The sequence below is a fragment of the Pseudomonas glycinis genome (assembly GCF_054871425.1).
Genome location: NZ_JBTYHF010000008.1, coordinates 209,309 through 234,058, shown reverse-complemented (window position 1 = coordinate 234,058; position 24,750 = coordinate 209,309). Strand labels below are relative to the sequence as shown.

General features: G+C 57.1%; 31 protein-coding genes and 1 pseudogene. 25 read left to right on the top strand and 7 right to left on the bottom strand.

Annotated elements, in window-relative coordinates; genetic code table 11:
• Positions 1–48 precede the first annotated feature (48 nt).
• The 24 genes from ACYSTU_RS20230 (at position 49) to ACYSTU_RS20115 (ending at position 17,531) form a co-directional block, all read left to right on the top strand.
• Positions 49–972: a GPO family capsid scaffolding protein gene (locus tag ACYSTU_RS20230; protein WP_499001211.1), complete on the top strand. Its 924-nt coding sequence runs from the start codon at positions 49–51 to the stop codon at positions 970–972.
• 2 nt (positions 973–974) lie between these two features.
• Entirely contained in the window at positions 975–1,994 is a 1,020-nt protein-coding gene (locus tag ACYSTU_RS20225; protein WP_110645156.1) for a phage major capsid protein, P2 family, read from the top strand.
• Complete coding sequence (gene gpM, locus ACYSTU_RS20220; protein WP_110645157.1) at positions 1,991–2,713, top strand: phage terminase small subunit; 723 nt, start codon at positions 1,991–1,993, stop codon at positions 2,711–2,713. Before ACYSTU_RS20225 ends, gpM begins: the two co-directional genes overlap by 4 nt.
• Before the next feature lie 98 nt (positions 2,714–2,811).
• Positions 2,812–3,327, top strand: a complete 516-nt coding sequence (locus tag ACYSTU_RS20215; RefSeq protein ID WP_252885621.1) for a head completion/stabilization protein — start codon at positions 2,812–2,814, stop codon at positions 3,325–3,327.
• Entirely contained in the window at positions 3,324–3,776 is a 453-nt protein-coding gene (locus tag ACYSTU_RS20210) for a phage tail protein (RefSeq protein WP_499001206.1), read from the top strand. The genes ACYSTU_RS20215 and ACYSTU_RS20210 overlap by 4 nt, the downstream gene beginning before the upstream one ends.
• Positions 3,763–4,446, top strand: a complete 684-nt coding sequence (locus ACYSTU_RS20205; protein WP_499001318.1) for a phage virion morphogenesis family protein — start codon at positions 3,763–3,765, stop codon at positions 4,444–4,446. Before ACYSTU_RS20210 ends, ACYSTU_RS20205 begins: the two co-directional genes overlap by 14 nt.
• A gap of 11 nt (positions 4,447–4,457) precedes the next feature.
• Positions 4,458–5,573 (top strand): DUF2586 domain-containing protein, encoded by a 1,116-nt coding sequence (locus ACYSTU_RS20200; RefSeq protein ID WP_499001203.1) that lies wholly within the window; start codon positions 4,458–4,460, stop codon positions 5,571–5,573.
• 6 nt (positions 5,574–5,579) lie between these two features.
• Positions 5,580–6,032, top strand: a complete 453-nt coding sequence (locus ACYSTU_RS20195; RefSeq protein ID WP_110645162.1) for a phage protein — start codon at positions 5,580–5,582, stop codon at positions 6,030–6,032.
• Positions 6,032–6,244, top strand: a complete 213-nt coding sequence (locus tag ACYSTU_RS20190) for a TraR/DksA family transcriptional regulator (RefSeq protein WP_130929232.1) — start codon at positions 6,032–6,034, stop codon at positions 6,242–6,244. The genes ACYSTU_RS20195 and ACYSTU_RS20190 overlap by 1 nt, the downstream gene beginning before the upstream one ends.
• Positions 6,241–6,537, top strand: coding sequence for a hypothetical protein (locus tag ACYSTU_RS20185; protein ID WP_110645164.1), 297 nt, complete (start codon positions 6,241–6,243; stop codon positions 6,535–6,537). The genes ACYSTU_RS20190 and ACYSTU_RS20185 overlap by 4 nt, the downstream gene beginning before the upstream one ends.
• A complete protein-coding gene (locus ACYSTU_RS20180) occupies positions 6,534–7,061 on the top strand; it encodes a lysozyme (protein ID WP_499001199.1) in 528 nt (175 codons plus the stop codon). Before ACYSTU_RS20185 ends, ACYSTU_RS20180 begins: the two co-directional genes overlap by 4 nt.
• Complete coding sequence (locus ACYSTU_RS20175) at positions 7,058–7,585, top strand: lysis system i-spanin subunit Rz (protein WP_499001196.1); 528 nt, start codon at positions 7,058–7,060, stop codon at positions 7,583–7,585. The genes ACYSTU_RS20180 and ACYSTU_RS20175 overlap by 4 nt, the downstream gene beginning before the upstream one ends.
• Positions 7,582–7,869 (top strand): putative phage tail assembly chaperone, encoded by a 288-nt coding sequence (locus ACYSTU_RS20170; protein ID WP_236169512.1) that lies wholly within the window; start codon positions 7,582–7,584, stop codon positions 7,867–7,869. Before ACYSTU_RS20175 ends, ACYSTU_RS20170 begins: the two co-directional genes overlap by 4 nt.
• Positions 7,870–7,892: 23 nt before the next feature.
• The gene (locus ACYSTU_RS20165) at positions 7,893–8,033 is read left to right on the top strand and encodes a DUF6890 family protein (protein WP_177433972.1); all 141 of its coding nucleotides are present in this window, start codon (positions 7,893–7,895) and stop codon (positions 8,031–8,033) included.
• A gap of 5 nt (positions 8,034–8,038) precedes the next feature.
• Positions 8,039–10,024 carry a phage tail tape measure protein gene (locus ACYSTU_RS20160; protein ID WP_499001192.1) on the top strand — a complete coding sequence of 662 codons (1,986 nt, stop codon included), beginning with the start codon at positions 8,039–8,041 and terminating at the stop codon, positions 10,022–10,024.
• Positions 10,021–10,338: a DUF2590 family protein gene (locus ACYSTU_RS20155; protein WP_110645169.1), complete on the top strand. Its 318-nt coding sequence runs from the start codon at positions 10,021–10,023 to the stop codon at positions 10,336–10,338. Before ACYSTU_RS20160 ends, ACYSTU_RS20155 begins: the two co-directional genes overlap by 4 nt.
• Positions 10,335–11,510 (top strand): baseplate J/gp47 family protein, encoded by a 1,176-nt coding sequence (locus tag ACYSTU_RS20150; RefSeq protein WP_252885628.1) that lies wholly within the window; start codon positions 10,335–10,337, stop codon positions 11,508–11,510. The genes ACYSTU_RS20155 and ACYSTU_RS20150 overlap by 4 nt, the downstream gene beginning before the upstream one ends.
• A complete protein-coding gene (locus ACYSTU_RS20145; RefSeq protein ID WP_499001188.1) occupies positions 11,507–12,031 on the top strand; it encodes a phage tail protein in 525 nt (174 codons plus the stop codon). The genes ACYSTU_RS20150 and ACYSTU_RS20145 overlap by 4 nt, the downstream gene beginning before the upstream one ends.
• Before the next feature lie 9 nt (positions 12,032–12,040).
• Positions 12,041–13,708 carry a phage tail-collar fiber domain-containing protein gene (locus ACYSTU_RS20140; RefSeq protein ID WP_499001185.1) on the top strand — a complete coding sequence of 556 codons (1,668 nt, stop codon included), beginning with the start codon at positions 12,041–12,043 and terminating at the stop codon, positions 13,706–13,708.
• Between the two features lie 8 nt (positions 13,709–13,716).
• The gene (locus ACYSTU_RS20135) at positions 13,717–14,424 is read left to right on the top strand and encodes a DUF4376 domain-containing protein (protein WP_499001183.1); all 708 of its coding nucleotides are present in this window, start codon (positions 13,717–13,719) and stop codon (positions 14,422–14,424) included.
• Complete coding sequence (locus tag ACYSTU_RS20130) at positions 14,421–15,344, top strand: hypothetical protein (RefSeq protein ID WP_252887157.1); 924 nt, start codon at positions 14,421–14,423, stop codon at positions 15,342–15,344. Before ACYSTU_RS20135 ends, ACYSTU_RS20130 begins: the two co-directional genes overlap by 4 nt.
• Entirely contained in the window at positions 15,341–15,886 is a 546-nt protein-coding gene (locus ACYSTU_RS20125) for a baseplate complex protein (RefSeq protein ID WP_252887158.1), read from the top strand. Before ACYSTU_RS20130 ends, ACYSTU_RS20125 begins: the two co-directional genes overlap by 4 nt.
• A complete protein-coding gene (locus ACYSTU_RS20120) occupies positions 15,883–16,587 on the top strand; it encodes a hypothetical protein (RefSeq protein ID WP_499001179.1) in 705 nt (234 codons plus the stop codon). The genes ACYSTU_RS20125 and ACYSTU_RS20120 overlap by 4 nt, the downstream gene beginning before the upstream one ends.
• Positions 16,560–17,531: a hypothetical protein gene (locus ACYSTU_RS20115; protein WP_499001176.1), complete on the top strand. Its 972-nt coding sequence runs from the start codon at positions 16,560–16,562 to the stop codon at positions 17,529–17,531. Before ACYSTU_RS20120 ends, ACYSTU_RS20115 begins: the two co-directional genes overlap by 28 nt.
• On the opposite strand, the gene ACYSTU_RS20110 is transcribed toward ACYSTU_RS20115, so the two are convergent.
• The 7 genes and pseudogenes from ACYSTU_RS20110 to ACYSTU_RS20080 form a co-directional block, all read right to left on the bottom strand.
• On the bottom strand, positions 17,511–19,244 hold the full coding sequence (locus tag ACYSTU_RS20110) for a hypothetical protein (RefSeq protein ID WP_499001174.1): 1,734 nt from the start codon (positions 19,242–19,244) through the stop codon (positions 17,511–17,513). The genes ACYSTU_RS20115 and ACYSTU_RS20110 overlap by 21 nt on opposite strands.
• A gap of 78 nt (positions 19,245–19,322) precedes the next feature.
• Positions 19,323–19,618: pseudogene (locus ACYSTU_RS20105) on the bottom strand (hypothetical protein).
• Positions 19,619–19,626: 8 nt separating this feature from the next.
• Positions 19,627–19,878 (bottom strand): hypothetical protein, encoded by a 252-nt coding sequence (locus tag ACYSTU_RS20100; RefSeq protein ID WP_499001171.1) that lies wholly within the window; start codon positions 19,876–19,878, stop codon positions 19,627–19,629.
• Between the two features lie 642 nt (positions 19,879–20,520).
• Entirely contained in the window at positions 20,521–20,976 is a 456-nt protein-coding gene (locus ACYSTU_RS20095; protein ID WP_483585583.1) for a hypothetical protein, read from the bottom strand.
• 3 nt (positions 20,977–20,979) lie between these two features.
• Positions 20,980–21,435, bottom strand: coding sequence for a hypothetical protein (locus tag ACYSTU_RS20090; RefSeq protein WP_483585581.1), 456 nt, complete (start codon positions 21,433–21,435; stop codon positions 20,980–20,982).
• A 298-nt stretch (positions 21,436–21,733) separates the two neighbouring features.
• Complete coding sequence (locus ACYSTU_RS20085) at positions 21,734–21,943, bottom strand: hypothetical protein (RefSeq protein ID WP_483585579.1); 210 nt, start codon at positions 21,941–21,943, stop codon at positions 21,734–21,736.
• A 794-nt stretch (positions 21,944–22,737) separates the two neighbouring features.
• Positions 22,738–23,238, bottom strand: a complete 501-nt coding sequence (locus tag ACYSTU_RS20080; RefSeq protein WP_499001167.1) for a hypothetical protein — start codon at positions 23,236–23,238, stop codon at positions 22,738–22,740.
• Positions 23,239–24,052: 814 nt separating this feature from the next.
• Here ACYSTU_RS20080 and ACYSTU_RS20075 point away from each other — a divergent pair.
• Entirely contained in the window at positions 24,053–24,415 is a 363-nt protein-coding gene (locus ACYSTU_RS20075; RefSeq protein ID WP_217878567.1) for a DUF6124 family protein, read from the top strand.
• The last annotated feature ends 335 nt before the right edge of the window (positions 24,416–24,750 follow it).

The window sequence follows — 24,750 nt, the reverse complement described above, 5'->3', positions numbered from 1 at the left end:
GCTCCCTATCGTGGCGGCTCATTCAACGATTGAGCGCAGTTACCACTCATGCCCCGTTCCCTTGTCTCCTACTGGAAACGTGTTGCCACCAGCGGCCCGACCGTCGATGGCCGCGAGATCCTTCCCCAGGAACTGCGTGATATCGCCGACACCTACACACCGACCAAATACACCGCTGTCATCTGGTGCGACCACGAGCGCTGGCCTGGTTCACACGGCACCGTATTCGCTGTGCGCCTGGTGGAAGAGGGCGAGGATCTGGAGCCCGGACAAATTGCTCTGGAAGCCCAGCTAAAACCGAACGATCGCCTGCTGTACCTCAACGATCAGGGCCAGAAGCTGTTCACCAGCATCGAAATCACTCCGAATTTTGCCGGCAGCGGCAAGGCCTATCTGACAGGGCTTGCGGTGACCGATTCGCCCGCCAGCCTCGGCACTCAGGAGCTGTATTTCTCCAACCGAACCAGCCGGGCTGCGTACTACGCGGCATCCCAGGAACTCGGTCCGCTGCGCGAATCCGAGCCGCAGGGCGAGATCGGCCGACTGGCCGCCATGTTCACCCGCCTGTTCAAGCGTTTCGGTATTGAAGACACCCCCGCCGAAACCACTCCGCAAACCCCAAACGAGAGCAAACCCCCAATGGATGAAGCTACCGCCACGGCCCTCAAAGCCTTGCTGGCCCAGCTGCTGGTTGTCGCCGCCGGCATTCAAGCCGTGATCGAGCCTGCCGCAGAAGATGCACCAGAACCCGATCAAGCCCCGATCGATGATGTCACTGAGGCGGTGGACGAGATCGTCACCACGGCCGAAGAAGAGCGCGAATTCAAGCGCAGCGGCGGCGGAAACAAAGCTGTGCTGGCGGCGTTGGCCGACCTGCAGAAGCAGTTCACCGAACTGAAGAACACCAGCAATGGCCGTCAATTGCCGCGCAACGCTGGCCCCGCTGACAAATCCAAAGCGCGGGTACTCTGACCATGGCCCGTTCACTGAGCGCCTACGGCGCCAAGATGTATGCCGAAATGCAGCTGGCGATCGCCGAAACTTACGGTGTCCCGCTGTCCAGCAAGATGTTTTCCGTTGAACCGTCGATCGCCCAAGAGCTGAACGACGCAATCACCGCAAAAGCCGATTTCCTGCAGCGCATCAACGTCATTCCGGTGACCGAGATCAAAGGCGAGAAAGTATTCATCGGCGTGTCCGGCCCGGTCACCGGCCGCACCAATACCAAGACCACCGATCGCGAAGCGAAGGACGCGTCGGAGCTGGATAACAGCACCTATGAGCTGTCGTCGACTGAATCTGACGTGGGCCTGCCGTACGCGAAAATCGACGCCTGGGCCAAGTTTCCGGACTTCCACCAGCGTTACTCGGCGGCCGTCCAGAAACAGATCGCCCTGGATCGCATCATGGTCGGCTTCCACGGTTTGAAAGCGGCTGCGCAGACCGACATTGAAGCCTATCCAATGCTGCAGGACGTCAACAAAGGCTGGCTGCAGCAGCTGCGCGAGCAAGCGCCTCAACAGGTTCTCAAGGAAGGCAAGGAAGCGGGCAAGGTGACACTGGGGCCGGATGGCGATTACGCCAACCTGGACGCCCTGGTACATGACACCAAGCAGATGGTGGACGAACGTCTGCGCGACGGCGGTGACCTGATCGCCATCATCGGCACCGACCTGTTGGCGGCTGACAAAGCGAAGCTGTACGCCAAGCAAGGCGACGTGCCGACCGAGAAAGAGCGCATCGAAGATGCCCAGGTGATTGCCACCTATGGCGGTCTGCCGAGCTTCAGCGTGCCGTTCTTTCCGGTCAACGGTGTGCTGGTCACCAGTTGGGACAACCTGTCGATCTACTTCCAGGACTCCAGCTGGCGCAAACAAACCGTGGACAACCCGAAACGCTCCCGCGTCGAGGATTACAACAGCCGCAATGAAGGCTATGTGATCGAGCAGCTGGAGAAGATCGCGCTGACCGAGAACGTGGAGCTGGTGAAGTGAGCCTGGCTCTCGCACATAAGCGCCGCACTTTGGCTCAGGGAACCGCTGCAGTGATTGCTGCTGCAGCGGCACCGCTGGCGTATTCGCCGGCGGAAGCCCTGAGCAGCCCAGCCAACGCGAAAAAGCACTTGCTGCTGATGGAAGCCTCGCTGGATCAGGATCTGCAGCGCCTGAGCGATATCAAGGGTCTTGCCGGGCGTCAGGCGCTCAAGCGTGAGGAACTGCTGCCCAAGTACCAGGACTTCATTCAGCGCTACATGGACTCGGGCCTGGTGATGCCGAACCGCGTCCTGGTCCAGGTGATGGTCTGGCTGTTCGACACCGAGCAGTTCGAAGATGGCCTGGCGCTGGCTGACTTTGCGATCGGGCAGGGGCAGGAGATGCCCGAGCGGTTCAAGCGGCGCGACGTGCAGACCTTCGTTGCCGACGCGGTAATCGATTGGGCTTACGCCGAATACAACGCCCAGCGCAGCCCGGAGCCATACCTGTCTGACCTGCTGCCCCGCGTCGACGGTGAGTGGGAGCTGACCGAGCAAATCCCGAGCAAGTACCACAAGTTGATCGGCATGCGCGCCATGGAGGCCGAGCAGTGGGAAACCGCGCTCCAGCATCTGGAGCGCTCGACCGAGCTGTACGCGAAAGCCGGCAACGAGACGCGCATTGCGAAGTGCCGCAAAGCGATCGCCAAACAAACACCCGCCGTCACCGGCGCCCAATAACCGACTACCCCCCCCAGCGGGGAACTGTGGACGTGTGTCTGCCATTCATGGCCAGCCCCACGGAAAACAGGCTCCCCGCCCTATTTGAGCGGTCAGCAATGAGCTTTTCCGGTAAACCCACCACGTTTGTGGAACAGATGATCGAGAACGACGGCTTTTGGCCGGATCTGTCTGTTGCCGAATTCCAGAAAGGATACCGCCTGCCGGCGGAGTACCTGGTGGACATGCTGGCCGCTGACCTGACCATGGCAATGGTCGAGGTCAATGCCGATCTGGCAGAGCTGAAACAACGCTGGCGAGCCCTTGGCGTAAACAGTGTCGAGGTTCCCGATCCGCTCAACCTCCCGCCGAAGCAGATCAAGGTATGGCCATTCATCCAAACTGATCAGAACCTTCTGCCTGATAACGCGTTGAAGCTGAAAATCTACCGTCGCGCCGTGTACTGCCGGGCCAAGGCGAGCGCGTTACAACAGTTCGCCACGGTGACCCGCCGCGAAAGCGCAGAGAACACGGGCAAGGAAGCGCCGGAACGCGAAAGCACGTTCCTGGCATTCAGCCAAGCGGCAGTGCGCGCCTTGCAGGGCCGTGGCCGCATCACGGCGGCGCTGCTATGACCAAGCTCCAGGGGCTGACCGCCTACCTGCAGGAACGCCGTCTGGTCGAACCCGAACAGCTCGACAGTTTCACCGAGCAGGTGAAGCTTGCACTGATCTGGAAGCCCGACGTCGACGGGATGCATCTGGGCGACATGCACTATCGCGCCGTGATCGTCTTGGAGCGCTTCGCCGACCATCCGGCGCGGCTGATGGCTCTGGTGGGCAGTTGGCTGGAAAACCAAGACGCCAACCGCGACCGTCACGAGCTGCCGGCGCCGGAATTTCTTGTCGAGCCTGTCGACAACGACCTGTTCGACGTGGAAATCACGCTGGAGTTTGTCGAGCCGCAGTATCTGGCCGAGGACGACGCCGGCGAGATCAAGGCCTTTGGCAAAACGTGGGCGTTTGTCCCGTTTGACCTTTGGGTCGCCGAGCGCGGCGAGGTGGCCACCGATGGCCGGCCGTAGCACGTTCGAACTCGACATTCGCGGTCGTTTGGGCGTTCGCGAGCAGTTGGCATTGCTGAGCCTTCCGCCGCAATTGCGCCGCCGCTTGCTGAACCAGGTCACCAAACGCGTGCGCACGATGAGCCGCAGGCGCGTGCGTGAGCAGAAGAACCTGGACGGCACGCCGTTCGCCCCACGCAAAGGCGACGGCAAGGGCAAAAGGAAGATGGAAGCCGGTCTGGCCAAGTTGATGGTGGTCACCCGGGTAAGCCCTGATGAAGCGGAACTGGGGTGGAGAAACGCCTTGACCCGATGGGTTGCCGCGCAGCAACACAACGGCGTCAGCGAACGCCGTACAGCCCAACAGATGCGCCGCTGGAACAAGATCCCACCGGGTTTGGCAGCCACCGACAAGCAGGCCAAGCGCCTGCGCCGGTTGGGCTTCCGCGTGCGCCAAGCGGGCAAAAAGACGCTGACCCGGCCGTCGGTGGCGTGGATTCAGGAGCATGTGAACTACGCCAAAGCCGGTTTGCTGATCCGGATCCTCGACGACCAGCGCAGTGAAAGCACCGGCGCGCAGAGCTGGGAAATCACGCTTCCGAAACGCCAGTTCATCGGCGCCGAAACCGAACGCGAAACCAATCTCCTGATTAACCAGGTGATGCAACAAATCCTAAATTCACCCCGCTAACGAGGCACTGCATGGCACTCGGTCAAGTCACCGTCGACAATCTCAATCTAGGCCAGGGCGCCGTGACTGAGGTTGAGCGTTACTTTCTTTTCATCGGCCCGGCCGCCAAGAACGTCGGTCAGTTCATCCCGCTGAACACCGATAGCGACCTGGACGCCGCGCTGGGCGTTCCAGCGAGCGACCTCAAAACCCAAATCGCTGCCGCGCGGCAGAACGGTGGTCAGCGCTGGGCCTGCATCGCGGCCCCGATCGGCGCCGAAGGTGACTGGGCTACCGCGCTGGAGAAGACCCAGCAACAGGGCGTGTCCGTCGAAGCGGTGATCATCACCAAGCCTGTAGTGAAGGCTGACGAGCTGTCAGCGATGCATGACGCAGCCGTCGCCCTGAACAACACCTACGGCCGCCGAGTGTTCTTTCTGGCGAGCAGTGTCGGCATCGCTGTCGACCAGACCTGGGCGCAGTACCTCGCTGAGCAAAAGGCCTTGGTGGCAAACCTCGCCGCGCCGCGCGTAGCTGTCGTGCCTCAGTTGCACGGCAACGATTTGGGCGTGCTGGCTGGCCGCTTGGCCAATGCGGCGGTGAGCATTGCTGATAGCCCGATGCGCGTAGCCACCGGTGCGGTGCTGGGACTTGGCGAGGTGCCTGTTGATAGCGAGCTGACCCCGCTGCCGTCCGCCGTGCGCACTGAACTGGACCGCGCGCGGCTATCCGTTACGCAAATCTATCCGGATTACCCAGGCGTGTACTGGGGTGACTGCAACATGCTGGACACCCCCGGCAGCGACTTTCAAGTCGTGGAATATCTGCGCATCACCGACAAGGCCGCTCGCCTGATTCGCCCGCTGCTGATCCGCCGCGTCGCCGATCGCCGATTGAACAACACGCCCAACAGCATGGCGGTGAATACCAACCAACTGATGGCGCCGCTGCGTGCCATGGCCAAGTCCATCAAGTTTGCCGGCGAAGTGTTCCCCGGCGACATCGAGCCGCCGAAGGACGGCGACCTGGTGCTGGAATGGCTCAGCAAAACCAAGGTAGCGGCCTACATCAAGCTCAAACCCCTCAACTGCCCGAAAGACCTGACGGCGAACATCGCCCTCGATCTTTCCACCGACAAAACGGAGTAACTCCCCATGGCAAAGATTGGCGGCAAGAACTTTGACGTGAGCCTGGGCGACATCGCGCTGCACGTTGAGAACTGCACCCTGGACATTACCGACAACTCGGCAGTGGCTCAGACCCGAGGTGTTCCAGACGGATACGTGGACGGCGACGTGGCGGCTGCCGGCGAACTGGAGCTGGATACCACCAACTTTCAATTGCTGATCGATGCAGCGCGCTCGGCCGGTAGCTTTCGCGAGCTCAAGCCGTTCGACGCGGTGTTCTTCGCCAAAGCCGGTGGGGATGAGGAACTGCGCGTGGAAGCCTTCGGTTGCAAGGTGAAGGTGTCCAGTCTCCTGGCGATCGACCCGAAGGGCGGCGAAAAGACCAAGCACAAGGTGCCATTCGACGTCACCAGTCCGGACTTTATCCACATCAACGGCGTGCCGTACCTCGCTGCCGCTGAGATCGAAGGTATTCGCTGATGGTGGACTGGTTCGATCGCGCCCAGGAACTGGAGCAGCGCCAGCGTGACCAGGCCATCAAGGCCCAGTTGCTGAAGCCTGTGCCGCTCGGGCCAAGCCTGACCCATTGCCAGGACTGCGACAAAGAAATCCCGCCGGCGCGCCAGGCGCTGGGCGGAAAAACTCGGTGCGTCCCGTGCCAAACGGGGTTTGAGCAGAGTAATCGCCGATGACCACTGACGCCGTGCGCCTCGGAGCGCTGGAACAGAAGTTCGCTGTCTTTGAACACCGCTTGGGCGAGTTGGAAGACCGGCACGAAACCGTCCCGACTCGGGTCACCAAGTTGGAGCAGGGTTTCGAGCACATGGCGGGGCAACTTTCTGAGCTGAACGCTGGTCAGCAGACCCTGACGGTCGCGGTGAACGACATCGGCGCGAAGGTTGGCCGCTTGCTGACCATCCTCACGGTGGTCGCTTCTGTGCTGCAAATGGTTGTTCCGGCACTGCTTCGAGTGTGGTTTCCATGAGCCTGCGCGGCCGGATTCAAGCTGGCGCGCTCGCGCTGGCCAGCGCTCCGCTGGTGATCTTCCTGGGCACCTGGGAAGGCCGTGGCCAGAACACCGTTTACGCCGATCAGTTGGCCGGCGGTCTGCCGACGGTATGCATGGGCATTACCCGACACACCAGTCCGTTTCCGGTGGTGGTCGGTGACTACTGGTCGCCAGGACGTTGCGCCGAGGTGGAGCAGTTGGTGATCAGCAAAACCCAGCTGCAGCTCGCCGATTGCATCACCAACCCTGACGTAAGCCAGAACACCTTCGACGCCCTGACCAGTCACGCCCACAACGTTGGAGTGCCCAGCACCTGCGCCAGTCGTGCAGTGGCATTGATCAATGCCGGCCGCATCGCTGATGGCTGCAAAGCATTGGCCTGGGCGCCGGATGGAAAGACACCAGTATGGGCGTATGTGACCGACGCCCAAGGCCGCAAGCGCTTCGTTCCAGGCCTGCACAACCGTCGTCTGGCGGAAATGAAATTGTGCCTGCAATGAGTTTTTCCTCGTTGCGCCTGGCGCCGCTCGTCCTGCTGCTGACCTTGCTGTTGTGGCTGGCCTTCGATCGGGTAACCGATCAGCGCGATGACGCCAGGCGCGAGCGCGACAGCGCGCAGTGGGAAATGAACGGCCTACGTGAAGCGGCCCGAATCAGCGGCGAAATGCTGGCCGAGCGGGACGCGATCGACCAACGAAACACCCAGGAATTGACCGATGCACTCACTGAAAACGAGCGCCTGCGCCGCGCTGTTAGCGACGGCTCTGGCCGGTTGTTCGTCCGCGCCACCTGTCCCGCCACCGGATCTGTGCCCGCCACCGCCGGCACCGCCCGCATGGCTGATGCAGGACGCCCCGAACTCGCAGCAGACGCTCGACCGGATTATTTCACCCTTCGGGATCAGCTCGCCTTAAGCCGGCAAATGATCCTCGGACTGCAGCAATACGTCCGCGACGTGTGCCAGCGATCGCCGGCGCACCAGGACACCACTTTACCCAACCTCAACAAGAGAGCACCCCAATGAGCCAAAACACCGAAATCACCCTGGAAGTCGGCGAAGCGGAATTCACCTTCACCCTCACGCCGGCGGACGTCACCAAGTACTTCAATGCCCTGACCCAAACCAACAAGGTGGCTCCGGGCAACAACCTGCTGATGACCACCGTCAAGCAAGAAGAAAAGGCCACGCTCAAACCGCTGCTGGCCAACCCGGTGATGGTGATGCAGATCGCCGGCGCGCTCCTCGAGGAGTACGCACCGAACGTTGAGGTGATCGTAAAAAAGCGCACGAGCACGCTGAGCGCTTAAGCGAAAACGGCCTGGGCCAGTTAATGGCCCTGACGAACCGCTGGCTTCCTGGTACCGAACCCACGCCCGAAGCGATGGGAACCGCCAAGTGGCTGGAGGACGAATACTGGAAACGCATGGAGTTTGCCGTGGCTAACGGCATCGCCCTTGCGCTGAACGGGTAACCACATTGGCAGATCGTAGCGCCAGCCTGGCTTTCATTCTGAGCTTGCAAGACAAGGTCACCGCGCCTCTGGGCAAGGTGAAAATGGGCTTCTCCGAGCTTGCCGATCAGAGTGAAAAACACATCAAGACGATCGGCATGGGCATCGGCGGCGTGACGGCGGCCGTGGTCGGGATCCGTGAGTCGATGGTACCAGCGCTGGAGGTCAATCGCGCCCTCGGCGACGTCCGATCGCTCGGCGTCGCCGAGGATGCGTTGTCTGCGCTGAATGCGAAGTCGCTGCAGTTCGCGGTGAGCTACGGCGAGAACGCAAAGGATTTTGTGGCCTCGGCGTATCTGATTGAAGGCGCCATCAAAGGCCTTGCCGGCAACCAGCTTGCGATCTTCACCAACACCAGCAACCTGCTGGCCAAGGCCACCAAAACCGACGCTGAAACCATGGGTGAATACGTCGGCACGCTCTACAACCTGCAGAAGTCCCAAGCGGATGCGATGGGGAAGGGCGCGTGGGTGGAAAAACTCGGCGGGCAGACGGCGCTGGCCGTGCAGCTGTTTCGCACCAGCGGCGCTGCGATGGAAGACGCTTTCAAGGAAGCCGGCGCGATCGCCACCACATCCGGCGTCGACCTGGCTGAGCAGATGGCAGTGATCGGCACGCTCAGCAGCACCATGGAAGGCGGCGATGCCGGCGGACGCTATAAGGCGTTTTTCGAAAACATCGGCGCGGCGTCTGACAAACTCGGGATGAAGTTCACCGACCAGCAGGGCAAGGTGCTGCCGATGATGGCGATCCTGGACAAGCTGCAGGGCAAGTTCGGTGATCTGACCAGCGCATCGGCCGGCGCCAAGTTGATGGAGTCTTTCGGCGGTGAGGGCGCCCAGGTGATCGGCGCGCTGGCCAAAGACACCGATCGTTTGCGCAACGGCATCGAACAGTTGGGCAAGGTGCGCGGGTTGGAGAACGCCGAGCAGATGGCCCGGGCCATGGTGGACCCTTGGCAGCAGTGGGCCTCCCTGGTCGAGGTCATGCGTGTGGTGTTTGGCCAGGTGTTGATCCCGGTGCTGACGCCGTTCATGAACAAAATGGTGGATATCGGCAAAACCCTGGTGCGCTGGTCGCAGCTATTTCCCAACATCACCCGCGTGATTGGCATCACCGCACTGACGATCATGGGCATCGTTGGCGCCATGTCGTTGCTGACGTTGGTCGTTGGGATTTCGCGGATGACCTGGCTGGGGCTGATGTCGGTGTGGAAAGTCGTCCAGTTGCTGAACCTGCGCACCGTTGCCGGCTTCGTGCTGCAGAAACTCGCGATCCTGGCTTACATGGCCGTGATCTACACGCTCAGCGCGGGCCTCGCCCTGGTACGCGGCGCCATGCTGTTGTGGCAGGGCGCGATCTGGCTGGTAAATGCGGCGCTGCTGGCCAACCCGATGGTATGGATCGTGGTTGGTGTTCTCGCCCTGGTGGCGGTCATTGTTGCGGCCGTCCACTACTGGGACGAATGGACGACCGCTCTGATGAATACGGCCGCGTTCCAGTTCGTCGCCGACAAGCTCCAGAAACTGGCCGACTGGTTCAACTCTATGGGCGGTTGGTCAGGCATGGCCAAGGCGGCATGGGACAGCATCGTCGGCATTTTCACCAAGGCCGTTAACGGCGTGATCGAGCTGCTCAATAGCATTCCGGGCGTGAACATCGAAGCGCGTTTCGGCGGCATGCCAGAGGTGCCTGGTGTTGACGCTGCCACCAATGCCGCCGACACCGCCAACGCCGCGCAGAAAGCCCAGCAGACCATCAACGCGGCCATTCCCAGCCTTTCACCGGCGCGCCCTGCAGCGGTGCCGCCCGGTGGCCTGTTGACCAGCATCCAGAACACAAACAGCAGCCAAAACAAGGGCACGCATGTGGAGAACGTGAACATTCACACCAGCAAACCGATGAATCCGCTGGAAGTGGAAAACATGGTCGCTATGGCGGTGGGCGGATGAGCGAGTACGTAGACCTGTTGATCGTCAATAACGACCTGGCACTGGATCCGTCCCGCCAGCCGCTGCTGATCGATGACCGAGCCTGTATCGCCCAGGACATCGCTCACATGATCCGCGACAGCGGGCTGCTGGTGACGTTGGTCGCAGAACGCGATCGGCTCCGTCAGCGCGACTGCATCCAGCAGCTGGAGCTGTTGGTGGAGGATGACCAGCGCCTGGTGCCGGGTACGGCGCGCATCACCCAGCAGGAACCAGGCGTCTACCTGGTCACTGCGAAAACTCTGAAATTTGGTTCGATTGAGGTAAGTCTGTGAGCCAGGTCGACTTTAAAAAAGTGATCGCCGACGCCGGCATCCCGACCACCGAGGCCGCTCTGAAAGCCGCGTGGGAGAAGGAGGTCGAAGCCCAGGGCGCCAAAGTGGCCAACACCAGCAGCTATTCGCCGTTCTGGCGAGTGATGACCGCACTGGTGACCAAGCCGGTGCTGTGGCTGTTGGATTTTATGTGCCTGACGGTGCTGCCCAATTTCTTCGTTAAAACAGCGGTGGACGCTTGGCTGGACACGCTCGCGTGGGCGGTCAACGTCGAGCGCAAAGGCGCTACCAAGGCTCGGGGAAAATTGCTGTTTACCCGGGCTTTGCCGGACGGTGTCCTGGAGCTGGAAAAAGGCATTGTGGTGCAGTCTGCCGCGATCAACGGCAACGTCTACCAGTTGATTACCACGGCGCCGGCGATATTCGTTGCGGGTCAGCTGCAACTGGACGTACCGGTGGAGGCGGTCGATTCCGGCAGTGGTTTCAACCTTGCCCCGGGTTACTACGCGATCTTGCCGGTGCCGGTACCGGGCATCATCCAGGTCGTGAACAAGGACGGTTGGCTGGAGTCACCAGGTGCGGATCCGGAGCCGAACGACCAGCTGCGCTTGCGTGTGCGCAACCAGTTCTCGGCGGTAAACCAATGGCACACCGACGCGGTGTATCGCGCCATGATTTCAGCATTCCCGGGCGTGCGTCCGGATGGCGTCTATTTCGAGCACGGCGCCCCGCGTGGGCCGGGCAGTGCCAATGCCTTTGTGCTGTTCGATGCGGGCGTGCCGGCGGCGACTTACCTGGAGCAGATCAATTCGCATATCCGCGATCAAGGTAATCACGGCCACGGCGATGATCTGCTCGCCATGGTCATGCCCGAAGTCCCTGTAGACGTGGAAATGACGCTTTGGCCGCAGTCCAACCTGAGCGCCGAGCAGGTCGACACGCTCAAAGCTGAGGTCGAGCTGTTCATCCGTGCAGCGTTTCGAGAAAGCACGCCCCGCGACTATCAACCCACGCTGACTTATCCACAGTCGCGTTTCAGCTTCAGTCGACTCGCGGAAGAACTGCACCAGCAGTTCGCCGATATCGCATCACTGCGGTTCACCCCCGGCGTCGACATCACTAGCGGATTGAATATTCCGCGCCTGGCGTCGCTGAAGGTGGACGTGCAATGAACAAACTCAAACTGCCGTTCTGGCTCGGTGGCACAGAGCTGTCGAAGTTGGTGGCCGCTGCCCAGGCATGGTGGGAAACCGTGACCGGGTGGCTGCGCTGGCCTTATTCGCAGATCGACCCCGACACCTGCCACCTGAACATTCTTGAGTTGTGGGCCTGGCAGCGAGACGTGACGCGGTTCAAAGGTGAACCTGAATCCCTGTTTCGGCAGCGTGTGAAATACGCGTTTATCAACTCGGTCGACGCCGGCAGCACCGCCGGCTTGAAACGCATATTCCAGCGCCTCGGTGTGGGTTACGTCGAGATCGAGGAGCGTCAGCACGATCGGGATTGGGACGTCGTGCTGCTCAAATTCAGCAACGCTCAGCTGTCTCTGAACCCCGAGCTGCTGCGTGTGTTGATCCAGCAATACGGCCGAACGTGCCGGCGCTATGACTTCGTAACCATCACCCCCGTAGGGCTGCAAATCGCCCTGATTGACTTCAACGACGACCAGCAAACGCTGGTCGCCAGCCTGTAGGAGCGCACCGTGAGCGCCAGTATTACCTCGGCCGGCGAAAGCCAAATCGCCCTGAAACAAAGCCTGCAGCAGCCGCTGATTGTTACCCAGTTCATCTTTGCCAACGTGCCGGGGCTTGACCCGACCAAGCCACTTGATCGCGCAGCCGGCAAGCCACCCGCTGAACAGATCGTCCACGTCTATACGATTCCGGAAAAGAATGCCGGCTATGTGAACCCGAACCAGGTGGTGTACAGCGCCCAGTTGGGGTCGGACATCGGCGACTGGGATTTCAACTGGGTCGGCCTCGAGGACGCCGACGGAATCTTGTTCGCTGCGTCGTCGGTGCCGCTGCAGCAAAAGCGCAGGAATATTCCGCCAGAGCAGATCGGCAACAACGTCACCCGCAATTTTCTGGTGGCCTTTGACGGTGCGATGCAGCTCACCGGTGTGAAGATCGATGCCAGCACTTGGCAGCATGATTTCACGGTGCGCCTTGCCGGCATCGACGAGCGCGAGCGCCTGAGCAATCGCAATCTCTACGGACGAGCGTTCTTTTTCAGTGATTCACTGATGTTCGAAAAAGCGGAGACCGGTTACCAGATCAACGGTGGCACGGCCTACGTCGAGGGCATCCGCGTGGCGATCGCGAAGGCAGAGGCCGTCCAGGAAGTAATCCCAGTAGGCAAAATCTGTTTAGACGTGTGCCTCGAGCGCCAGTTGAACGATCGGGTGGCTGCGTGGAAAGTGGTGTTTGGTGAACAGGCCGACTATACCGACGCCGCTGGTGTGCGCCATTACTGTGTACCAATCGCCGATTTCATATCGCCAACCAACATCGTGGACTTGCGCGATCCCGAGCCCGTCGGCGGTGCGTTGATCAAATACCTCGCTTCTCGTACCGGCGACTATCCGTCACTGCGCGCCCGGGCCACGACCAAAGCAGACGTCGGACTGGGCAATCTTCCGAACGCCATCAGCGACGATCCGGCTACCAACAGCAGCCAGATCGTGGCGTCTACGGCCGCGCTGAACAAACTGCAGAAACAAGTCGGGGATTCCATGACTGGCATGGTGGCAGGCTTTGCCATCTCTTGGGCGCCTGAAGGATGGCTGAAGTGCAATGGTGCGGCCGTCTCACGCACAACCTATGCGCGACTGTTTGCATTGCTCGGCGCGCACTACGGTGCCGGCGATGGATCAACGACTTTCAATCTGCCCGACATGCGCGGTTTGTTTCCACGAGGCTGGGACGACGGTCGCGGCCTTGATCCGAGGCGAGCGTTCGGCGCTTATCAGGACATGCTGATTCAATCCCACAACCACGGCGCTTCAGCCGGTGAAGTCGGCAACCATCTACACGCCGCTTGGACGGATGCGCAAGGCGAGCACAGTCACGCTGCCTGGACTGATGTGCAGGGAAACCACCAGCACACCGCCCCACGAGCGCAAAACAATAACGTCGGCGGTGGCAGTCCTAACTTCACGACAGCAAATCTGCAGAACGGCACCACGGCTCCGACCGATTGGGCGGGTGCTCACGCCCACAACGTTGGTATAGGCGCTGCCGGCGCCCACGGCCATAACGTGGGCATCGACTGGGCCGGTGCTCACAGCCATGCCATCTCTGTGGCCGCAGCCGGCGGCGCCGAGACGCGCCCTCGAAACCTGTCTCTCCTTTTCTGCATTAAGTATTGAGGTCGAGCATGACTGAAAAATTCGTGTACCAAACCGACCACCTGGGCATTTTCATTGGAGCCGTAACGGCCGATGAATCGCCGCTGGAACCGGGCGTATATCTGGTTCCTGGTGGTTGCGTCGAAGTGAAGCCGCCTGCAGTACCGGAGCAAAAAGCTGCATGGTGGAACGGCAAGGCCTGGCAGTTGGTGGATTACCTCGGCGGCGTCGTGGTGTACAGCATCGTCACCGGCGAGCCGCGAACGTTGGAAGGCTTTGAATCGGTGCCGGCGGGCTACACCGTGAAAAAGCCTGGGCCAAATCAGGTTTGGAAAAATGGCGGGTGGGTCGACGACATCGAATCGGTTCTGGCGGCACTGCGTGACGAGAAGCTACAAGCGATCGCCACGGGCTGCGCCGGCTACATCGCTGGTGGTTTTACTTCCAGCGCATTGGGCGAGCCATACCGCTACAGCAGCGCCATTGATGACCAGGTGAATCTCAACGGCCAGGTGCTGTTGGGGCTCGACGACGTCTACCCCTGCTATGACATCGACCAGGTGCTGGCCTTCCGGCCGCACACCATCGCCCAGTTGCAGCAAGTCAGCCTTGATCTGGTTCGGTTCCGACGAGCCGCGCAGCAGCATGCCGAGGCGTTACGCCTGGCTGTGGAAAAGGCGCAAAAAGACAAAAACCTGAAAGCGATGAAAGCCATCCGCTGGACTGCGCCGGCATGACCTGGGCACCGGTGACCATGCGCTGGCCAGAGCAGGCCACTCAGTGGCTGGGCGGGCTGTCAGCAGCCAAGGATCTGGCCGGCGGCGAACTGGCCAGCACCGCCGAGCGCCTGGCGAGTCTGAGCGGGCTGGCCAACACCAACCCGGGGCCAGTAGGTGATATGGCCAAAAGCGCGATCGCGGCCGGACGCAAGGCGCTGGCCGAGCAAATGGACCAAGTGCCTGCGTGCCTGGTGGTAACGCCGTTTCAAAACGGTGTGGGGCAGGGCGCGGGGTATCAGCGATTTCTGTCAGCGCCGAATGCGCTGGAACATCTCGCCAAAAAACTTGAGGACGCCAGCGACAGCGGGCGCCCGAGTGGGCCGCAGTACGCACTATCGATCCTGTTTTTGGCGACACGCCTTGAGCAGCTGGCCAGCAGCTTGGCGCGGTTCAATGCTTTGCTGCCGATCCCTGACCTGGTGCGAACCGAGCGCCGTGCGCAACACCTGGTGAAACTGGAAATCGAAAAGTGGGAGATCCCCGGCGCCGGCACGCTTCCGCGCTGGCAGGGTTTGCCGCTTGAACGTTGCACGGTGGTGAAAGCTGCCAAGCAGTCCATGGCGGGGCAGTTGGCGATGCTGGAAGGCTACGCGGCCGACAGCTCGCCGTTGGCCGATCTGGCAACGCTGGCGGCACGCAAGAGCGCTCAGCAACAGGGACGGGACAAGCAACTGGCTGACCTGAAAGACTTGCTGATCGGTGGCAACCCAGACGTCAGCATGCGCGCGCGAATGATCGGCCCAGGCACCGCTGGCGAATTGCGCCGCGAACTGCTGGCCGGCGATGCGCCTGGCCACGAATGGATTCAATGCGCCGGCCTGCTGTTGGTGGGTAGCAAAGAAGGGCTGAGCTTCGTACAGGAGCTGGTCGGCCTATGACGCTGCTACTCGACGGGCAAAAAGTCCAGGGCAAGAATCTCAAGGTCACGGCCAATCTGCGTATCGAAAGCGGCGACATGTCCGGCCAAACGAGCAACACCGACAAGGCTCACAAAGGTTTCAAGCCCAAGACGCTGGCCGTTTCGCTGATGATCCCCTTCGCGGATAAAACCCAGCTTACCGATCTGCTGCGCATGGCGGAATCTACCGCCGGCGGTGGCCAGCTCCATCTGTATCGGATTGTGAACGACACGGCCGAGGCCTTCGGTGTGCGCCAGGTGGAGTTCTCCGACGGTGTCAGCGCTCGGGAGGCGGACACGCTGAAAGCCTGGCTTGTGCAGTTCACGCTGAGCGAACGTGAATCGAACCCGGAGAAAGTCGAAGGCCGGCGCGCCGGCAACAAGGTAGACGCTCAGGGCGCCCCGGGCAGTACGGTCGGCGAAGGCACCGCCGGGGACGCAACCAACGACAACCCCGCGCTGAGCGGCTTCGAAAAAGTGCTGGGACGTGTGGATAAGTGGCTTGGGAGTGAGCAGACGTGAAACTGCACAAGATACTTTCCATCAACGGCGCCCCGATCGCTCTCATCAAGGAGGACGTCAGGCTGGACGCTATCAGCCCCGGCCGGGCGAACTTCACAGTTCAATCCCCTGTGCCGCTGAAAGGGCTGGTGACGCTGGATATCGGCTACAACGAGGGCACGCTGCAACGGCACTTCATTGGCTACGTCGAGCGCTGCACGGCCGCCAACGCGGTCGAACAGGTGCTGTTCTGCCGTGAGCTGGCCGCCATACTTGCCAACCCGTTGCCGTTGAACCTACGTCATGTGGATCTGCGCGCAGTGTTGACCCAGGTCAGCGAACAGACCGGGCTGCGCTTTCGTATACCGGATCGGCCTTATGCCAGCGTGAAGGCGCCGTATTTCTACAGCCTTGCTGCCGGTTACCAGGCGATGGACAGTTTGGCCCGAGTGTTCAGCATTCCCGACTTCACCTGGCACCAGTTAGGCAACGGTGAAGTGTTCGCCGGCAGTTGGGCCGACAGTTTTTTCGGCGCACGTGCGCCGCTGAAAATTCCCACGGAGCTGTTCGACGGCTACCAGGGCAACCAAAGCGCGATGGTCGCGGCCCTTCCCGGATTGCGACCAGGTGCAACGATCAACAACGGCGAGCGCATTACCACTGTTGCACTCACCAACGACCAGATGGCCATCCGATGGACGACGCAATCCGCCGCGCTGTAGAGCGCCAATTCCCCGAACTCACCGGTGGTTATCACCTTCCGCGATTTGCCCGGGTGGTTGCCGTGGCCGACGCGCCGGCGGACGCAGGACTGTGCGACGACTTCCGTCCGCGCTACGCCGTCGATATCGAGGTGCTTGGCCCTAACGATGAACCAGACCCAGCCTTGCCGGCGCTCACTGGTGTTCCGTTACCGCTGCCCACCGGTGGCGAGGAAATGGGCATTTACGCCTTTCCGGAGGAGGGCACGCGGGTAGTGGTGTGCTTCGCTTACGGCCTGCCGAACAAGCCCTACATCCAATCGATCTTGCCGCACGGCCTGAGCATGCCGAAGGTGCCGAAAGGTGATCAAGTGTGGCAGCACAGTGAAGCTGCTCAGCAGCGCGTCGACGCCGACGGCAACTGGCTACGCCAGACCGATGGCAAGATCCGAGATCAGGCGATCGAGCGCGAGGTTGAAGCCCTGGACAACCGCGAGCAGTACCAGAGCCACACGCGGGCGGTTGATGACCACTCAACCGAGTCTGTCGGTGGTGTGAAGACGATCGAAGCCTTGGGCGCACTCAAGCTGATGTCGGGCGGATCCGCGAGCCTAGCGGCGGTGGACGATCTGCACCAGGCTACTGGCCGGGATCTGAATTTGGTTGTAGGCGAGAAGCACAACGCCACGGTGGGTGGTGATATGCAGGAACGGATTGAGGGCTTGCGCCGAAGTGTTGCGGGGGAAAGTCAGCGGATGCAGGCCCCGAAGAACTGGATCGGTTCTGAAACGGTCAATCTGTTCAAGATCGTATGCGAGACACTCGATCTTTTGCAGTTGATGAACTCACAGCTTGCGACCCACACGCATGGGCCAAGCCCAGTTCCTTCCAACGCAGCAGCTTTCACGGAACAAGCTACGCAAGCGACGAAATTCGGGGTGACATTAAAGGCCATTACACTCTAAAGTCGATAGAGGTGGTGACTTCAACAAGTTTGGATAAATCATCAGGTGCCAATCGATGGGACTGTCTGGATCGTAGCTCTCTGATAGCTCCCTTATAGCGCTCATGCTCGGGAAGTTGTCCGCTGAAGCCCGAAGTTGGGATATAGCCCTTTCATGCTCTCCGGATTGCCGGAGCTTCTCCGCAAATGCTAAACCTAAACCAGCCTCTAGCCTTTTCGGCACCCTGAAGCCGGTAGATTTCAATCGAGTCGCGTAATAGCTTTGGAAGATCTTGTCATGTACTGAGAGAGACCAATCTGTGTCCATCCCTGTTATTGCTTTCAAAATCATTATTTGAATAGACGGCGCATCGCTTATTTTATCGTCTTCTTTTGAGATCTTTATGTTGGGCCTGTATTTTTCGGAGACGAAACAATAGAATAGGGATGTTAGCGCGACCAAAGATGTGCGTTGCGCGGCGCTAAGTTTTCCTTTCATGGAAAAACCTATTTCAATTACCCCTCGCACATCATACAACTTGCCGTCGGGGTAGCTATTCAAATAGCTATCGATCAATTCAACAAAATTAATGAAATAAAAGCTAAATGAGTTTTTATTCAGTCCATCAATTCGGCCGATCCACGTCGACGGACACATTCTCATCCGCGCTATGTTCGGGTTTTCCATATTGTAATCGCACGGCTCTCGATCAATTTTTTCCTGCTTGCGTACAAACTCTTTTATCACAGATCTCACTAGGCGGGTTAATCCCTGCATTGTCAAAATAAGCTTATCATCAATGAAAGCGACTTCTCTCTCACCTGTACCAGCCATATGGTTAAATTCTCTGGGGAGCGCTTTAAGTTCATGCACATACTTTGAGCGTGTACTGTATAAGTTTGACAGTGCGTCTATTAAGTCAGTCCTGCCTATGGGGCTGGCCTGCAATGCCGCGTCATCACTAAAATAATCAAGCGGCAGGTTGTTGAGAATAAAATGGTTGAATTTTTTAGCAAGAGAAAGATGCTCGCTCTCAACAATTGCAGCCTTTATTTCTTCACAGACTCCTATGTCTAGGCCATCAAGGACTTTTTCCAGTCGCTTTCTCTTTTTCTCTTCAACATCTTTCCAGGAGGACGTATATCCTGAGGCATCTTGTACCAATGCCTCAATCGCCATAACCAATAAGGTATAAGCTAAGTCGATATTCTCACTCAGTCGATGGATGGCAGTAACATAGGTGCGAATCGCTTTGATAACCTTTAGATATTTTTCTCTATTCAGGCCTAACAATTCAGAGCTGAATACTTCCAGCTCGTTCAACTCGTTTCGCGCAATATGTACATTGCTATCGTATATTCTTTTCACAAGTTTTTTTGGAGAGGTTAGTCCCGGTCGAGGGCTGTCGCTTATCAACCTATTTGCAAGTTCCACATCTGGGGTGCATATAATATTGAGTGCAAACGCTATTACGTCCGAAAAATCACCAAGATAAACATCCATATTGTTGGAGTGAAGTATTCCCGGCCTATCTCCTGCACCTTCAATATGTTCAACTATTTCGCAGGAAATGACATTTGGTCTGCGTTGCATAGTAGTCGTAAATATCTTGCCAAAAGCAGTGTTGATGCTTTCCTCACCATAAATATCCATGTTCGTGTAGAGCACGCCGCGTAACAGGTTTGTATGTCCAGTTGGATTTGTGAATAGCTTGCCAGTGCTTGCTTGCAGCATACGATGTCCTTCTCTGTTCGCTTTGTTAGATTTCCGCTCTACACATATGAAATTCGCCCTACTTTATGAACCTATGCTTCATTCCTGTCTACACCACCAGGACTGAGCATAAGCGCAGCCATCGACGAATTCGATGCCACTTAGCACAAATCCGGTCACTGCCATCCCCGGCAAGGTGGCATCAAGCAACGGGGGCAGCGGATTGGATTCAAGCGGCATTCCAACCTCAACTCGGGCGACGTTGGCTGCACAGCCCAATTCTTGGCACTGAGTACAATTGACCAGGACGTTGCCTCGGATCGCCAGACAACGGCGCCGCTTCTTCGGATCCAGCGCAACACCCGTAGGCGCATTGGCGTGACAAGTACGTGCATGGCGTCTCCTACTCATCAGCGTCGAGGTCAAGTAACGACTCAACCGCGTAGGCGAGAGCCGCGTCCGCTAACTCCAGTAGGTCGCCGAGTTCGTCAGCATCAATCTCAGCTCTTCGGTACAGAGCATGGGCTTGCCTGAGCAACGCTTTGTGATGGGCGCCGGGCATTGCGAGCAACGCCACCTCATCGCGCAGCATGACCCACCATTGCGCAACGCCGGACGAACCCGGCGTTATGGCTTCCCCAGATTCTCTGTTCATCAGACATGCCTACCTTGTCGAAATACTGTATATGCAGACAGTATATAGGCAGGGGAATGGCGCTTCATCTATCCGGCGACTGATGGCGCTCGCGTCACCGCCTTGTTCGAAAAGGTGACTAGGGAAAATCCCGCTGCTCATAAAAAAACAGCGGAAAAAGCACTTATCCCCCTCCCGCCAGCGGGGCGTGTGCAAAGTTTTTGTGCAGAATCGGCGGCAATGCAAACTCAAGCCATGCGCAAGCCCGCTAAGGTCGATGGGAAGAACATCGCCACTTCATAAAATGAAAAAAATTGCAAAGACGTGCAAAAGATTTGCACCGTGCATCACCGCATACCGTTTTTGTGGCAGGCTCTAGACGCGCCTGTATGCTAGCGTCGAACGCGAAAAAATAATGATTATTCAGTTTTTTTGACTAGCAACACATCATCCTAACGAATTATTACGCTTAGCGCAGAGTGGATTGATTTTGCTTCAGCACCTGTATTCAGCGGGCTTTCAGCCAATCTGTACCATTTCAAAAAAACGAACAGTGGGCACACGCCTGGTTGGATCTAAGCGATCCAGATATGTAGAAAACCTTTTTAGTAATAAGGTGGATTCTTATTTGTGGCGTCATTTATGGGCGCCACAAATAACGTTTCAGTTGGTCGCTCGATAGCTAGCTTTCAAGATACCCAAGTAGCTTGGTATGTCTTCCTCACCGTCAGGTGCGACGTTGTTAATAACTGGGTCTTCATTAAGTTTCATGGCTAGAGTGCGCTGAATTACTAAGAATTCTTCAGGGCTTTGTTCTGGCGCAGATAGTACGTTATTAACAAATGTGCTTTTCAAATGGTGGATGATTGCTTCTTTTTCCTGGAGTTTTTTTGTCAATTTCTCCAGTGCGCTCTCTTTCTCCTTGATTTTCTTCGTTGTTTCAACTTCGCTGATTTTATCTTTAAAGAAGCTTATGATGAATGCCAGAAATACTACTATGGCGCATAGTATTGGTAAGGCGATTATCTTTTCTTCATACCATTTGTTGGCAGTTGTGATAATATAAAAATAAGCGATGGATGTTATGAATACATATAAGGCAGAACAGAATTTAATCATAATTCATTGCTTCGGTGCCAGTGAGATGCCATGTCTCCCAAGCGTATCTTTTAGCATTTTTCCGCTGGAGAATATGATTTTTATCGACGGGCTGATGATTTGTTCATTAATCAACTCGTCAGGGCAAATGAATTCCATGGTGAAGACTACGCTGAAAGACTTGTCAGTTGCTTCTTTTAGAGAGCCTTTAATGCCCGGTGTGGTTCTGTTAAAGGAATTCAAGGCTTCTAGTATTTTGGTTTTTTGAGGCTTTTTTGTTGTATTGTATCTAAATGAAGCCTGGAGGATGTTCATTGTTATAGATTGGCTGTGTATCTGTTGGAAGCCCATCTTTAGTTCGTTGTAAGAGAATCTTCCTCTAGCAGTTGTTACATCTTCTACGGATTTCGGAGCTTCCAGTAAGCTAAAGTCCGAAACTCCATCTAAGCTCTCAATCATCTCAATAAATTTCGAATTCATATCTCGCTCACATAATTTCATTACAAGTGCATAGCAGGCACTACTGCGGCCTGCTCATGCGCCAACCATCTTACCTTAAGAGATGCGAATTTAGGGCTCCCTCCAAAAAATTCAATGACTAATGACTCTCAGTTGGCTCCTTGCCGATGACACAGCCTCCATTGAAAATGCCCAGAGTAGGTCCGCGCCGATCGAGCCTGGTGAGGAATCGACACTCAGACAATTTGACGCCCGAACGGAGGAGGTTCTGGGCTTTAGGCAACTTTGAAAGCCCGTCATCAGGGAGATACCGTTATCCCTATTTCGCCGCACTCAGGCGCGCCAAGCCCTGCTTGATAAAGCCAGCATTTTCCCCAATTCGCTCAAGTGCCACACGGGCATTTTCTCCAACAGTCTCGTGTCCCTGCTGCTCGACAAGCAACACTAACTCCATCAACGCGGCTTCGAGGCCGAGCTGATTTTCATACATTTTTTCGAGGACTACGGTGAGGGTGTATTCGCTGGCCATGTATTCGACTCCATTGGGAAAGCAGGAAGCATAGCAGGGCACCTGTGGTGGCTAATTTCAGTTCGAGGCTGGGAAAATGGTAATTTTGGTAAGCCGACGCGAAAAATTGACTGCAGCCCTAGTAGAGCAAGGCTTTGACGTATTACCTTTGAAGGTAATATTTGGTAAGGCTGGAGGTAATATTTCGTCAAGTTACTGATTTTATTGAGTTTTATGGAGGGCTAAAATTACTACGACTAAAGGTAATTTTCCAACCTTTTCATTACCCTATTATTACCTTTGTGAGACACCTGTAAGTCATTGTTTATATTGGTTTTTTTCTTAAATTAAAATGCACATTACCATTATTACCTTTTTCCCATGGGGCAACCTGAAAATGGGATTAAGCCCAGACGGGGACGGTGGCTAGTCTTCCATGTACTTGGTGTAACGCTCACGAAGTCGCCTGCTGCCACGATGAACAGTGCCGGGATTGGAGCCGCAAACCGATGCTTAAAAATTTGCTACAGCCGTCGGCAGAAGGAATGGAGGGGAGAGGCGAGGAATACAAAACGCAACTAGTACGCGTTTTAGCGGGGAGGTGTTTGGGCCTTTATTTGTGGGGACTAGGAGAGAGGTCAGTCCGATCCATCACCGAAAAAATGATTGTGCGTAGTGATCGGTATTGGTCTATCCATTTGAACATCTACAGCGTGCACCGCGTGTGACTGAATCAAGCGTGTTGGATATGCGGCGGTTTCATAAAGACAACAGCGCCGCACCTGAGGGTGAAGCGCTTGATTGCTGATCGGTAATTATGGAGTGAGGTCGGCCAGTAGGTGATCTCTGATAATGCTAATCCATCCAGCTCTATCGAGTTTTAGGTACTCCGGCTCCGCACCTTTAGCATCTTCGTTTGTCCGCATATGCCAACCCATATGTTGTCCGAACGGCGGAGGGCAATACAGGATGCTATGTGTACCAGTTCTTGGAGATTCTGCTTGGAAGCGCATACCGTCAGTTCCATAGTCCTTGGAACTGAGTGGCGTAAGTGTGACTACGGTCTCACCTCCTTCCTTGACGATCAGCTTTTCCAGCTCCAGTGTGATCTCTCCTTCCCCGAAGTCTCGAGTGACATCGACCCGCTCTTTGGTACAGGAGACACCATAATGGTTAAGGGGACTGAAGATCTCAAGGGTATCTGCGATGAATTGTTTTGCCCTCTTGGTGAACGCTTCCTGGTTGGATTTAGCGTTGTCCGCCTTCTCTTTCTTTTTCCGATTCTTTTTTTGAAGCAGCCCGATGACTTCCATCATCGACTTGTCTATCTCATGTCCCATCACACGTTTCCCTTCGGTTTTTGGGCATAGTGCCATCTTTTTCCGACACTTCAAAATGGCCCTAGTGAAGGGCTGGGGGCACACTTAACGGAGTTAACGGTCTTGTTAAGATCGTCTTAGAGAGCCGGATGGTACATCACTGGTACGAGGTGGAGCTGACTTCGCTGAAAGCCTTTATTTTAAAGGCCTTTTTGGTTAGTCGGTCCAATCCATCATCGGGGCGACGGAGAAGCGGCGGGAGAGTGTGACGGGTTGTAGGGACATGTGGGGAATCTGGATCAAGAAGGCGAAGGCGCAAGAGTTTATCAGGTCTGCGAACAGGCAAAGGCTTGCGAGGCGCTGTTTGTGGTTTGAACTGGGCTCCGATGCGCTCGGCCTGATGGGAGGAAGTGTATTTCTGCCTGTTTTCTGTCCTTCAGTATGCGTTTAAACGATTGCGCAGGCGCTTGTTTAAATCTGACTGGTGAAAGTTATCCGAAGCCTACCTTGTCTTGCGCCTCCCCCTACACCTAAGACAGAATCCGCCGGCTTGTGCGTCTAGCCTGCGGGTTTTATCGTCTCCGGGTCACTGAAAACAGTGATCGGGTTTGGTAGCCCGTTCCGTCAGAAGCACAAGACTACTGTCTTGCGATGACGTTTCTCGTCTTCGTTTTATGGTGGTCATGCGCGGGGCGTCTTCGGATGCGCCGGGGTTCCTGACGACCGGTCTACCAACCTGCGTATGGCCTCCACCCTTCGTTTGGTAGCGAGAGTGATGGCTCCTTTTCGTTAATCCGTCAGGAGTTACACCATGTTCAAACCAACACCCAACCCGCCAGAAACCGACCCCGCATCCCCCTACGAATCCGCCAATTCCAAAAAACTCCACGAAGCCGCCGAGCGCGCGCTTGATCACTATCTCCTTCCCGCCAGCCTAATCAGGGCCAGCACCGATGCGACCGAACGCATGTACCTCGCCAATCCCAAGTACGACATGGAATCCCTGTTGGCCAATGCCTGCGAAACCCTGGGTTCTGCCTCCGAAATGCTCAACAACTTTGCCGCGACGCTGGATAACTCGCGCCGCAAATCTGCGCTAGGCATTGCGCAGGTGGTGATGTTGGCGGAGTTGGCGGTGAATCAGGCGTTGGATAAGGTTGAAATCAAGCCGTAAACCCGTGTCCCTCTGTGGCATGCGGCACGCCGTTGCTGCAGAGGGGCGGGGTTCTGCATTGACATTTTCATCGTCTTTTCACGCCGATAGCGATGTGCCACAAATCATGATGGCAATGCGTCATTACGCCGCTCAAAAAGTTCAACGATTATACAAAAATATAAAGTTGTACAAGTTTTCCCAAAATTAATAGCATCCCTCCAGACACCTTTGCTGAAACGATAAATCCAGCGTGCAAATGCTCTGTTTGCGAGGTGAAGGGTTTGTCTGCCGGTGCTCGCGTCGGGTCTCTTTTCGACGCTTCAACAGCATCGGCATTTGCATCTCCGGGACAG